Here is a 12,468-nt window from a genome sequence, read left to right on the forward strand (position 1 = left end):
CCACCCTAAGTTTGCCAGAGTTCGCGTGATTTTTGGACTCAAGGGGATGTAAATGATCGTAACATTTCCTATCTTGTTGGGTAATTAAAGAAAAAAGGACAGCAGAGATGTCGAACCAGCAATTCGAAGCGCTTATCAAAGAAACGCAAACGAAAGTGCGCGAAAGCCAGTCGCAGATTGAGGGGCTGACCTCGCGCATCGAAGCGGCGCGGGCCAAGATTGGAACGGCCGAGGCCGATATCGACATCGAAAATGCCACGCTCGAGGATGTTCACGCCCACACTGAGGTGATGAACGCCAACATCGCCGAGCTGATCATGGGTCTGGACGATGTTACCAACGCGTTTTCCAAGGATTTCGACGAGATGCGCTCGAAAACCGGGTGGGAGTCGTTTGTTGGCATCTTTTCCAAGGGAAAATCCGAGTCGCTGCGGCAAGAGCGGATGCGCACGGCCAATATCGACGACAAATTGCAGGACCTGATCGCCAAATCCGATGTGATCGTGAAGCTGCTGCAAGGGCAGCTGACCGTGCTGGAAGAGCAACGTGTAAAGGTCGAGGACAACCTGACAGGCACGCTGGACGATCGCGAGGCAACCGTGGCCGAGCTGGAAGCACTGCGGGCCGAGATTCAGGACATGGACCCGGCGATTATCACGCTGGAGAACAAGATCAGTGTCGAACAGGACGCCGCCGCGCGGACCCAGCTGGAAACGCAGCTGGCCGAGCTGAACAAGCAATACAACGCCAAGGTTCAGGAAGAGCAGGTCAAGTTGGCCAAGTCTCAGACACTGGAGCGTTATATCGAAAAGGGTAAGACCTGGGTCGATTCGCTCCAGAACCAGGCGGCGACGCAGATGGTGCTGATCAACAAGCTGCAAACAGACACGCAGCAGCGCGTGGTGCTGTATGACGCCCTGACCAAATCGCTGAAAACCGCGCAGCAGCAGGACGTGGCCCATCGCATTAACGAGATCGGTGTGCAAACCGACCAGGAGGCTCAGACGGCAATGGCTGCTATTGGTACCGCGACCAACCAGAAAATGGCCGACATGCTTGAGGCGCACGAGGACCACATGGTCTTTGCCCGCGACGTGCTGGAGAAAAAGGCCAAGGCGGATGAGCGGTTTGCGCGCCGGTTTGCCTCGATTGTCGAGAAGCATGATAAGAATTTGTATGGGGGATGAGTGCGTGCGTTATTCTGCGCGAGAAATCTCTCTAGCCGTATTGGCAGTTATAACGGTGGCCCTAACGATTGCGTTTGGCGTCGGGCTGATTGCAAATATCCCAACTCTAAGTGTGGTTGCGATTTGGACCATACTACCCAGTCAGCTTCTGATTGCTTACTTTGTGAAATCCTCATCAGACGCTGCTGAGGGTTGGGGGGGCGAGTTTACATTTGGAAAAGCAATCTTCTCAAAAGCTCTCTGGCGAAAGTATAGAAAGGAGTGGGCATTGCCTTTTGCAGGTATGTTCCTAGGAGCTCCACTGTTTTTGCGGTGGGGGTTGCCGGTGAGCGGCGTTGTTGGGCTCTACCTCTTCATTTTTGTGGCTCAACTTGAAGACTGCAGGGCAAAAATTTTCGCTCGCGTATGCGCAAATGACTAACCCCAGCCAAGACCATGTCGGCTTGACTGACTCCTTCGCCTCGCGTCGCTATTTCCGCAAATTTGAGGTGATCACTGTCCATCTTCTGCGTGTGGCCGCGACGATGGAGGCGGAGGGCGCAATCAGCAAGCAAGAGGTGCGGATCGTATCGCGCTACCTCTCGGGGTTGCTCTACACTTTCCGCGCGCTGTCGATGAAATACCTGCTGGTCGGGCGCGACACGGGGCGGTTCTTTGGCAGCCTCGCCATGGACAAGCGCGACAGCGGGTTTCCGGTGGCGGCCGAGCTGTTGACCATGGCCAATGACGCGCAGCAGGCGCAGGTGCATCTGGCGAATATGCCCTCGGAAGATGACTTGAAAACCGACATGGTCCGCACGATCATCGGCGACCGGGAAATCCCCACCAAACTGCAATTTGCGCTGTCACAAAGGCTCTATTATGAAGAGTTGCTGAAGGGTCAGCTGTTCTGGGCCCGCAACGATCCTGAGTGCCACTGGATCGGGAATGAGGGCGAGCGGCGCAAGTTCATGATCCACTGGGCGGTCTATGACAGCCAGATCAACCTGCCCGTCATCTATCTGATGCAGCTGGAGGACACAGGCAAAACCGCCCTGCCCAAGGACCAACGCCGCTGGCCTGAGGTGCAGGCTCACCTGATGGCGCAGTCTTTAGGCGGGCTGAAACTGGTGACCATCGCCAAGGGCTTTGATCAGGATTTCAACGACCTGCACCCCAAACACCTGCGACGTATTCACGTGGGGCCGATGTATTCTTCGGCCTTTACCGAACAATCCGGCCCCTTGCGGCAGGTGCTGGAGGATGCGCAATCTCCGCAAGGTCAGGATTGGGCGCTGGCCTGGACCACCGAAGAGTTGCACAGCGAAGAGGTCATCGAGGAACGCGCTGGCTGGTTTTCAACTGTCGAGCGTGAGGTTTTTGCGCTGGATCCTTTCGGCGGGCAGGGGGCCGAGACCGGGGCCACCCGCACCCAACGGTCGATCATCTTGCCACAGCGCCCGTTTCAGGTGCTGGCCGAACGCAACCCGCCGGGATTTGCAGATGTGCGCAAGTTCGTCGTCAGCAATGCGGGGCAGGTTTTGAGGTACTAATTTTCGCCTTCGGCGAGAGTATTTTTGAAAAGATGAAGCAAGGGCGGTTTTTTAGATGAGTTTGACGTCAGATCAGATGGAATTGCGCGAAGACGATATTCGCAAGCATTATCCGGCAGCGACCGCTTTGCTGAATGGGTTCGAACATGCGCCGCGGATCGCCAAAGCCGTGGAAACCACCGTTGAACGCTCGCCAGGCGTGTCAACCGGTCGGCGGTTTCGCTCGACGACACCGGGGTTGGTGACACGCCGGACCGTGCGCGCAGACGGGGTGCATCTGGTTGAGAGGATCGAAGCCTCGGACGATGGTGACGCCTTGGTTTCGCCGCCGCAAGCGACTGCACAACAGGTGATCCGCCGCGCCGTCGCAATCGCTCTGGCCGTGGCGGACACTTATGCGGAACAGACCCCGTTGGCCGATCTGAAACGGGCAAACCTGGCCGGGGATCTGCCCGCCGCACGGAAGACCGAGTTTTTGGAGGTACTGACAGCCGAAGCGCTGATAACGTTGCACACGTTCGGCAATGCGCTGGCTTATCTGTTGTCCTCGCATCTGGGTGAGACTACGGTTGCTATTGGTGAGATCGAAGAGGTCCTGACCGACAACGGCCAAGTTGCCCTGCACGGCGCGTTGTGGGAACTGGATCAGGTGCTGGCCAAATACGCCTTGGACGATGCCCATCTGATTGCGGCCACCAGTGCCTATGCCGAGCAACTGATGGAGAAGTCAGCCCTGCGCGCAGGGTCCGCAGGTTATCTGGCCCCGTTCCAGAACGCAGCCTGGCATATTGAGGCCGACGATCTGACGATCAGGGGGTTCGAGCCCGCTTCAAAGGCAAAATCAACCACCTTGACCATGACGTTCAAGAAACCGAACGAAGTGGTCGGCAACCATATCGCCAAGTATCAGGCGATGAAGCTGGCCAAGATGGTGATGGCCTATGATTTCGACCGCCGCCTGAACCCGTTTGCGGAACTTGGCGGGTTCATCTTCACCTTCATGGGTGACGGCAAACCGGGCACCGGCAAGACCACGCTGATCCAGATGATGGCCGGGCTGATCAACGAGTATTGCCAGAACGCGGGCTATCCGTTCCGCTATCAGAACCTGAGCACCGACAATATCGACAGCTATCAGGGCAAATCCGGCCAGAACGCCAAGGCGTTTATCAACACGATCATCGACCCCTCGGTCATCGGCTTTGGCACCATCGACGATATCGACCAGCTGGCGGGTAAGCGCGGTGACCGGCAGTCGTCAGCCGGGCAACTGGAAATCACCGCCGTTCTGATGGAGAGCTTTGCCGGTGCCAATACCGTCGTGCGCGGCAACTGCACCTTTGGCATGTTCTCGAACTACCCCGAGAATGTGGACGACGCCCTGCGCCAGCGGGCGGGCGCGCGGTTCCTTGTGGACGGGCCGCAGACGCGCGAGGATTACATCGACATCCTGCACCTGCTGATGGGCCGAAACCACGACATACCTTTAGGCGAGCACGACGCCTATGCCGCGCAGGAGATCAAGAAGGCCGTCGCCGCCAGTTTCGAAAGCCATTCCCGTCCGCATGAGGATGCTCTGCTACAGGTCCATGACCGGGTGTCCGGCCAGATCGGCCAGATGGATACCATCGCCAAACTGGGCACCTACCTCAAGGCGATCCAGCAGGCGGATGAGCGCTTCACAGGCCGCGCGATCAAGAACATCACCGACGCGGTCAAGGTCCGCGCGATGGATTTCGAACTGCCCGACGAGTGGATGGAAAACCCCGACCTGTTCCTGTTCCGGGACTACGACACCAAGAAGGCCATGATCGAGGACCTGCGCCAGCCGATCACGGTCGAGATGGTGATGCAAGAGATCAACCGCTACGCCGATAGCGAGTTCCGCTATGCCGACAAGAGCGACGAGGTCGCGATTGAGAGTGCCGTGCGTGAGATGGGCCGGATGGAAGAGGCCAAGCGGCGGTATCTGGAGGGGAAGGGGTGAAGAGCTGGATAATACACAAACTTGGCGCTGTTCGGGCTGGTCTCAAAAGCGACGATCCAATGGAAGTCGGAAAGACCATTTCCAAAGTATTCTTGGTGGTCGTTCTGGTTTTGGCAATCCTTCCGCAACATACAGAAAAGGAGGGTTGGCAATTTCGAATTGTCGGGTTCGTGTTTTCCCCGTCCAACGAAATTGGAGACACGCTTGCGGGGGTTGCCGGCGTGCTGGCGTTTCTGTGGATCATCATCACAGTTTGGCTTCAAAGCCAAGAACTAGCTGCGCAGCGAAAAGAGTTGAAACTAGCTCGGCAAGCTCAAGAAAAGCAACTTGAGACTATGGAGAAACAAGCAAGCATCTTTCTTCAGGAGCAACAGGAACGATCCGAAAAAACTTCGGTGAGCTATTTCGAGAGCAACTTCAACTTTTTTGCTCAAATATGAACCGAAGTCGTGAAAGAATGATAATCTGTGCCAAACCCGGAAATTACTACGCCGACGTTTCGGGAAAACTACTGAGAAGACGGTCAAACCAAAAAGTAGGATTAGTATTGCTTCCATGGGTGCAAGAAGAGGACTTAACGGTTCAGATGCAGTCTGTGGACACGGACTTCATGGAAATTTTGAAGGTCGCTGAACGACTGGCGAACCTTGGTGACACTTTAGATAAGTCTAGTGAGCTCATCGAATTTGTCGCTGTGTTGTCCTCTCTTGAAGAAGCAAGTGACTTGTTTGAGAAGCTAAGTCAGGCTGATCAGCGCTATTTCAAAAGGCTTAGAGTTCCAGAAATAGTGAGCTCTATGAGAAAACTAACTCAACTACCGATTTGGGATGCTGATTTAGTATGATCCGCCTCATCGAAAAAGGCCTGATGTTCGGCAACCTCGTCTACATCTCCAGCCCGGCTCTGGTCGAGCGGTATAACCGCGCGTTGCAGCATCTGGCGGGCAAGACCACTCAGCTTTCGGATTTCCATGTCGATATCTCGGGCTATTCGCCGGAGGTGGGGATTGAGTTGGAGGACGAGCTCTACCTCAACCCCAATGGGGTCAACCGGCAGTTCATCCTGCTGACGACCGAGCAGAAACGCGCGCCTTTGCTGAACGTCAAATTCTCGACCTCGCGCGATATCCTGCGCGAATTCATCGAGATGAACGAGGCGCAACTGTTCGCCTTGACCGCCACCGATGCCGTGGCCGGAGAGCTGGTGAATTCGGTCTTCAAGCTCAGCAGTCCCCGTGACTTGTTTAATCTGCGCAAAATCGAGATTGAGGCCGACACCGCAGGCGGCACCTTGCGCAAGGCGCAGCAACTGGCGGGCATGGTCGAACAATTCAAAACCGCCGAGGACGCCTGGTTCGACGATGTGCTGATCGCCAGGATGATCGAGACCGCCAAGGAGACCGGCGACGTTACGCGCAACCCAGTCCATCTGCGCCACACGGATTTTGAGCAACGCAACTTCTGGACGGCGCATTTCGGCGGGCTGTACCTGTTCCCGGACCTGGATCACCCGGCGGCAATTTGTATGGGTGACAAGCCTGACGATTTGCCGATCAAATACGTTTTTGACCCGTCGCAGCGGAACCAGATTGCAAAGTTTCTGGGTTACAATGATCTGGTCGAACCCATCGTCAAGGCGCGCGGCGTGGATGCCGCCGCAATCCTGCAGCAGAAGATGGATTTCCTGACTGTCGACGCGGCGGCGGATGCGGATGTCGACCTTACCGGGCTGGACCGAAGCGATATGCGGCGGTTGGCGCGCAATCACTCGGATCGCTTGCCCGAAGCCTATCACGGCCTTGCGCAACTGCTGCGCTGGGCAAGCGACGGGGGGCCGTGGCCGCGTATCACGTCGGATCATCCGGCTTATTTCTACACTTTGCGCGCCGCTGACACGCCGAACCGTGATCTGGTGAATATGCTGCTGGCCGAATTGGCCCCGCTGGATCCACGCCAGATGTTCATCTGCCACAAAGAGCTGTTCTATAACACCTATTCCAGATGGCCCGAGAGCAAGAAAGCCTATGTTGCCGACTTCCTCGCGCGCGAGTATCAGGTGGACAAGCAAGGGGCCCGTGCCGCGCTGTTCGGCCATGAGCCGGACATGAGCGGCGAAGACCGGGTCAGCGATGACATAATCGCGCGGGTCGGTCCGTGGGGTTCGGTAAGGAAAGGCTGAGATGTTCGGGTTATTGCGCCTTTTGCTGATCTTGTTGGTGATCCAAACGATCGCCTATGTCGCGCTGTCTTTCTACTCGCGCGGGATACGCCGTCGTAAACTGGAAAGCTGGTGGGACGAGAAGGGCAAGTCGGGCAATAAGGACGCCTTTGTCGAACGCGGGTTGCATGTGTATGACAATTCGTTCCGGCGCAAACTGATCCTGGGTGTCTATATTGTGCCATGGGTGGCGATTGGCGCGCTGATCTACATCGTGAATTACATGTGAGGGTTTAGGCATGGCCTACGTGAAATGGGCGTTCATCATCATCTTCTGGGGAACGATCGCTGCGGTCCTGCAATACTCGCTGCCGCAACACGACGTTGTGCGTATCGTAAACACCTACGAAGAGCGGCAGGATCTGAACGACTGGACACGGATATTCTGGTCCGAACCCGAAGACCAATCGACCAGCCTGTCTAACCGGGATGTGCAATTCATTCAGGCCGTGCGCGAAAATGGCAAGCCGATCGTGTACCGAAACGAAGACACCGGGTGGGGGTGGCCACCCTACTTCAAGTTCGACACGGCGAACCTTTACACCGAAGCTAATGATGCGAAATCGACCAAGGAAAACCCGAAATGGGTGGTCGTGACCCATTACGGGTGGCGCAACGAGTTCATGTCGATCTTTCCCAACGCCATTTTCATCAAACATGTGGAAGGGCCGGATGCGCAGGTCATTCCCTGGTTCAACATCATTTTCCTGACAATTTTTGCCGCGCTGGTCTGGGCGGTTTGGGTGCGCTGGCGCAGGTTCCGGAAGGCCCGAATTGATCCGATGATTGAGAATGTGGAAGACGGCTTTTATGCTGCCGGCGACGCGATTGAAGAACGCCGAAACAGATTTCAGCGCTGGCTGGACAGCTGGAAGTCGAAATAGGCCTTAACGTCGCGGGCATGTTCTCAGCACGCCCGTTGGGCCAGAGATGCCGGCTACCTGACGACAAATTCTGCGTGCAAGGCACCCGCCGCCTTGATGGTTTTCAAGATGTCGATCATATCCTGGGGCGACACCCCCAGCGCGTTCAGGCCTGCGACAACCTCCGACAGGGTCGTAGCTTCGGGGATTTCGGCAAGGCCAGTTCCTTCTTCCTCTTCGATCCCCGCAATAGTGCGCGGCACGATTACTGTTTCGCCCTTGGCAAACGGGTTGGGTTGCACGGCAATCGGCGCTTCCTGAACTGTCAGGGTCAGATTACCCTGAGAGACAGCCACACGCGATATCCGGACTTCCTGCCCCATAACGATAGTGCCGGACCGCTGATCGACGACCACACGCGCTTTTGCTTCCGGCTCGACCAGAATATTCTCGATTCGCCCGATGGCATGGGCCGTTGATACTGCCTGAGTAACCTTGATCACATAGGTTCCGGTTGGCAGGTCGGCTCGATCAGTCAGACGAATTTCGGGCAGGATCAATCCGAAGGTGGACGCCACGTAGGTGCGCATATTGGCGATGCGGGCATCCAACCCGGTCCCGGGATTCAACACCAGACTTACCAGATCAGGTGCGAATTCAAGGTGCACGTCATCCAGATCCAGAATATCACCAATAGCCTGCGAGAAAGGCACCTCGGTGTCGGTCGCCTGCGAATGCAATGACGGGTCCGTTTCTTTCTGCTTTTTCCGAATTCTGTAGGCCGCATATCCAAGCACAGCTGCACCGAGGATGAACGGCAGGAAAGGCAGGCCGGGCACCAGCGCAAACAGGACCATTAGAACAGCCACGGTAGACAGCGCCGCCGGATGCCGCCCGAGTTGGGAGAAAATGGCATTGTCAGTGGCACCCTGTGTTCCGCCGCGCGCCAGCAGCAATGCAGAGGCAATCGAGATGATAACAGCGGGGATCTGCGAGACCAGACCATCACCGACGGTCAGGATTGCATATGTCTCGAACGCCGAAGACACTGGCATTCCGTGCACGATCACCCCCATGACCAAACCCATAACAAGGTTCAAAAGAGTGATCAGAAGACCGGCAACGGCATCACCTTTGACAAATTTCGACGCACCGTCGAGCGAGCCGAAGAACGTTGTCTCCTGCTGTTCGCGTTCCCGCCGACCCTTTGCTTGCTGATGGTCGATGGCCCCGGCTGACATGTCGCTGTCGATGGCAAGCTGCTTGCCCGGCATCCCGTCCAAGGCAAAGCGAGCGCCCACTTCGGCCATACGGGCGGCCCCTTTGGTGATGACCATGAAGTTCACGATCAGCAGCACGCCGAATACAACAAGACCCAGAAAGATGCTGCCGCCCATGACGAAATTGGCGAACCCTTCGATCACGTCACCCGCTGCGTTGGGTCCGGTATGCCCCTGACCGATGATCAGTTTGGTTGACGAGACGTTCAGCGACAGGCGCAACATCAGCGATGCCAGAAGAATCGTTGGGAAGGATGAGAAATCCAACGGATGCTCGATGAACAGCGTCAGCGTGAAAATCAGGATGGCAAGCGCGAAAGAGGCGGCTAGCCCGACGTCCAGCACCCAGGCGGGCATGGGCAGGATCATCATGACGATGACGGTCATCAGCGCCACTACCAACAAGACAGTAGGTGATAACAGGGACCGGATGTCAAACTGGGGCACGCAGGTATCCTAATTGAAAGGGATGAAAGCAGTTGCTGTGCTATTGGTCGGGACCAGAGAGCCCAGGGCAGTGGTGGCGGGTGTGGCCACTAGCATCGGAATCAAGGGCGCTGCGGCCCTTGTGAACGGATCGAGTGACATACGAGAAAATCCGTACGAGGACGGGTTGTCCAACTGGGCCATCACTGTCTGGAACCGACCACGATAAGCCTTGGCCAGAGCATTCGTACGGGAATGATAAGCCCCGGCCGCAGCCGGCCACGAACCAAGCTCGAAATAAAGGTCTTTCAGGAAGCGGGCGGCATAGGTCGCATTTTCATCCGGATCGAACATCGAATCGATCGAGCGGAAGGCCTTGCCATGCCATCGATAATTGACCTGAAAACACCCGACGTCAAAGCTACGAGAGCCCGCTTTGAGAATATCGAAAACATAGGCCTTGGCCTCGGCCTCGGACTTGAACCAATACCCCTGACCTTCGACATTTATAGTCCAGGGCCAGGGCTGCAACATTCCGCCAACTGTTCGCCCGGTTTCAACGCGTGTTATGGCGCGCAGTACGTCCAGCGGAACATCTTCGGACAGTGATGCACGGCGCGCGGCCTGATCACAAAGCCCGCCTGTTGGCACATTGTGCATGGCGGTACCCGCCTGCGCCAACAGCACATGCAGTATCATGAAAGCAATCGGTATTCTGTGAATTGGCATTCTGCCGGTCCGGGATTCTGGTGTTCCCGGCCAAGCTAGACGCCGATCGGTTTACAGAGTGTTATCGCAGCCTCAGTTTCGGTCGATCCTGCGCCCGAAAACAACGCTTGTATTGGTGCGCAGGACACCGGGGATCTTCGCCAGATCGTCCACCAGTATGTCCAGATCCTCCAGCCTCGGGGCATCTGCAGTCAGCATCAGATCGAATTCGCCGTTGATCGACAGGCACAGTTTGACCTCGGGATAGGCCTCGAGCCGTTTAAGGATTCGGTTGGTTTCCTTCTGCTGCACTTCCAGCATAACGATGACCTGCACTTTAGGCGTGTCTTCCGTGGACCCAAGGCGCACGGTGTATCCCGTGATTACGCCGCGATGTTCCAGCCGACTGATCCGTTCATGCACAGTCGTGCGGGCCACACCCAGCGAGGCCGCGATCTGCGTGGTCGAGGCACGCGCATTGGCTTGAAGGGCGGCGATGATACGGCGGTCAAGCTGGTCCATTGGGGCTCCGGTTTGCGGCAAGTCCGGGTTTAGATCAGATTGACGCCCTTTCTCAAGGCTCACGCGGCATGCGTGGGTGCAGATCATCGATAATGATCGGGTGCGCGTGCGGGCCTACCCCGGCCAGATGCGGATGATCGGTCGGCAGATCGGGGTGATTGTGAACAACCGGTTCCTGATCGTCACGCGGCCAAAGGCTGACTGCTACAATCACACCCGTCATGGACAGAATAGACATACTGCCGAGCGCGACAGTCGGTCCATAGACGGTCATTATCCACCCAGCCAGCGGATAAAGCACCAACCAGCAGCCATGCGACAGAGTAAACTGTGCAGCAAAGACAGCGGGGCGGTCTTCAGGATGGGCCGAACGAGTCAACAAACGGCCCGAAGGCGTAAGGGTTGTAGAATACCCAAAGCCGGTAAAGGCCCAAAAAACGGCAAGGACACCCAGCGTAAGCGGGATCGTCGCGGTCAGAACCGAGGCGACGGCCATAGTGCCCGACGCAAGAATGGCTCCGGACAGCATAACCTTGCGATCCTCGATCCGATCCAGCAGGCGGGGCAGAGTGAACGCCGCAAGCATCGACCCGCCCCCAAATCCGGCCAGTGCAATGGCCACGGCGCTTTCGGACAGGCCAAGCGTGGCCCGCACGATGACCACTGTGTTGACGATCACCATCGAACTCAGCGCTGCCGCGCTCCAATTGAGTGCAAGCAGCCCACGCAGCCGGGGCGTTTTCAGGTAGATGCGAATTCCGCGTGTAGTGCGGTCATAGATTCCGCGTGGTTTGCTGGGCTTGGGCGAGGGCAGGGCGACCGAGACAACCAGAAATGCCGAGGCAACAAACCCCAGCGCTGTGCCCCAGAACAGGCTGTTGAAGCTGACCAGCAACAGAAGTGCCGCGGCAAACATCGGGCTCAGCAGGCTTTCCATGTCGTAGGCCAGACGTGACAGAGACAAAGCGCGGGTATACTCGTTTTCATCTGGTAAGACGTCCGGGATCGTCGCCTGAAAGGCGGGCGTGAACCCGGCCGAGGCGGATTGGAGCACGAAGATCAGCACATAGATTTGCCAGACCTCGGTCACGACAGGCAGGCATACGGCGACTGCGGCGCGGATCAGGTCCAGAAAAACCAGCATTTTCCGACGGTCCAGCCGTTCGGCAAAAGCGGCGGCCAGGGGGGCCACGGTGACATAGGCCACCATCTTGATTGTCAGCGCGGTGCCCAGCACAAGGCCAGCAGCGTCTCCGGCCAGATCAAAGGCCAGCAGCCCAAGCGCGACTGTGGCCAGCCCGGTTCCGGTCAGGGCGACGATCTGGGCAGCAAACAGGTGGCGGTAGGTCCGGTTTTTTAGAATGCTCAGCATGGTTCAGAGGTATTTCGTGATGGCTTTAAAATCCTCGATCCCGCCGCTATCGCCATCGGAAGACAGGCAATGGTCGATGTGATCATGGATCAAGGCGCGCTTGGCGTTGGTGACCGCTTTTTCAACGGCAAACAGCTGTTGGGCGATGTCAGAACAGGGCGCCTGACCTTCAAGCATGGCAATGACCTTTGCCAGATGCCCGTGGGCCCGTTTCAGCCTTGCCGTGATATGCGGATGCGACTCGCGGGGTAAATTTGTCATGATGTATCCCTATCCCCCCCATGAGGATATTGTCAATCCTGTTGCGGGGATCTGCCCGTGACTTTTAGACGGCGTTGAGTTTATGGACCAAACCGCCTATCTCGGAGGCGATA

14 protein-coding genes are annotated in these 12,468 nt (G+C 56.9%); 9 read left to right on the top strand and 5 right to left on the bottom strand.

Features of this window, described 5'->3' with window-relative positions; translation table 11 throughout:
* Window positions 1-107 precede the first annotated feature (107 nt).
* The 9 genes from ACR0ID_RS14645 (at window position 108) to ACR0ID_RS14685 (ending at window position 7,807) form a co-directional block, all read left to right on the top strand.
* Window positions 108-1,187, top strand: a complete 1,080-nt coding sequence (locus tag ACR0ID_RS14645; RefSeq protein WP_480606499.1) for a hypothetical protein — start codon at window positions 108-110, stop codon at window positions 1,185-1,187.
* 4 nt (window positions 1,188-1,191) lie between these two features.
* Complete coding sequence (locus ACR0ID_RS14650) at window positions 1,192-1,608, top strand: hypothetical protein (RefSeq protein ID WP_480606502.1); 417 nt, start codon at window positions 1,192-1,194, stop codon at window positions 1,606-1,608.
* Window positions 1,601-2,719, top strand: a complete 1,119-nt coding sequence (locus ACR0ID_RS14655) for a hypothetical protein (RefSeq protein WP_480606505.1) — start codon at window positions 1,601-1,603, stop codon at window positions 2,717-2,719. Before ACR0ID_RS14650 ends, ACR0ID_RS14655 begins: the two co-directional genes overlap by 8 nt.
* 55 nt (window positions 2,720-2,774) lie before the next feature.
* A complete protein-coding gene (locus ACR0ID_RS14660) occupies window positions 2,775-4,706 on the top strand; it encodes an AAA family ATPase (RefSeq protein ID WP_480606508.1) in 1,932 nt (643 codons plus the stop codon).
* On the top strand, window positions 4,703-5,146 hold the full coding sequence (locus tag ACR0ID_RS14665) for a hypothetical protein (protein ID WP_480606511.1): 444 nt from the start codon (window positions 4,703-4,705) through the stop codon (window positions 5,144-5,146). Before ACR0ID_RS14660 ends, ACR0ID_RS14665 begins: the two co-directional genes overlap by 4 nt.
* A 170-nt stretch (window positions 5,147-5,316) precedes the next feature.
* On the top strand, window positions 5,317-5,550 hold the full coding sequence (locus ACR0ID_RS14670; RefSeq protein WP_480606513.1) for a hypothetical protein: 234 nt from the start codon (window positions 5,317-5,319) through the stop codon (window positions 5,548-5,550).
* Entirely contained in the window at window positions 5,547-6,884 is a 1,338-nt protein-coding gene (locus ACR0ID_RS14675; protein ID WP_480606515.1) for a DUF6638 family protein, read from the top strand. Before ACR0ID_RS14670 ends, ACR0ID_RS14675 begins: the two co-directional genes overlap by 4 nt.
* 1 nt (window position 6,885) lies before the next feature.
* Window positions 6,886-7,152, top strand: a complete 267-nt coding sequence (locus tag ACR0ID_RS14680) for a hypothetical protein (protein ID WP_480474728.1) — start codon at window positions 6,886-6,888, stop codon at window positions 7,150-7,152.
* Window positions 7,153-7,162: 10 nt separating this feature from the next.
* Entirely contained in the window at window positions 7,163-7,807 is a 645-nt protein-coding gene (locus ACR0ID_RS14685) for a DUF1523 family protein (RefSeq protein ID WP_480520045.1), read from the top strand.
* A 53-nt stretch (window positions 7,808-7,860) separates the two neighbouring features.
* Here the strand turns inward: ACR0ID_RS14685 and ACR0ID_RS14690 are convergent, their stop codons facing one another.
* From ACR0ID_RS14690 to ACR0ID_RS14710, 5 genes are all read right to left on the bottom strand, one after another.
* Window positions 7,861-9,453 carry an FHIPEP family type III secretion protein gene (locus ACR0ID_RS14690; RefSeq protein WP_480606583.1) on the bottom strand — a complete coding sequence of 531 codons (1,593 nt, stop codon included), beginning with the start codon at window positions 9,451-9,453 and terminating at the stop codon, window positions 7,861-7,863.
* A 69-nt stretch (window positions 9,454-9,522) separates the two neighbouring features.
* Window positions 9,523-10,221 (bottom strand): transglycosylase SLT domain-containing protein, encoded by a 699-nt coding sequence (locus ACR0ID_RS14695; RefSeq protein WP_480606518.1) that lies wholly within the window; start codon window positions 10,219-10,221, stop codon window positions 9,523-9,525.
* A gap of 72 nt (window positions 10,222-10,293) precedes the next feature.
* A complete protein-coding gene (locus ACR0ID_RS14700; RefSeq protein WP_480474766.1) occupies window positions 10,294-10,722 on the bottom strand; it encodes an Lrp/AsnC family transcriptional regulator in 429 nt (142 codons plus the stop codon).
* A gap of 52 nt (window positions 10,723-10,774) precedes the next feature.
* Window positions 10,775-12,094: an MFS transporter gene (locus tag ACR0ID_RS14705; protein ID WP_480606520.1), complete on the bottom strand. Its 1,320-nt coding sequence runs from the start codon at window positions 12,092-12,094 to the stop codon at window positions 10,775-10,777.
* A 3-nt stretch (window positions 12,095-12,097) separates the two neighbouring features.
* Window positions 12,098-12,355 carry a metal-sensing transcriptional repressor gene (locus ACR0ID_RS14710; RefSeq protein ID WP_480474768.1) on the bottom strand — a complete coding sequence of 86 codons (258 nt, stop codon included), beginning with the start codon at window positions 12,353-12,355 and terminating at the stop codon, window positions 12,098-12,100.
* Window positions 12,356-12,468: the final 113 nt, after the last annotated feature.

It is taken from the genome of Ruegeria sp. AL2 (assembly GCF_056540845.1).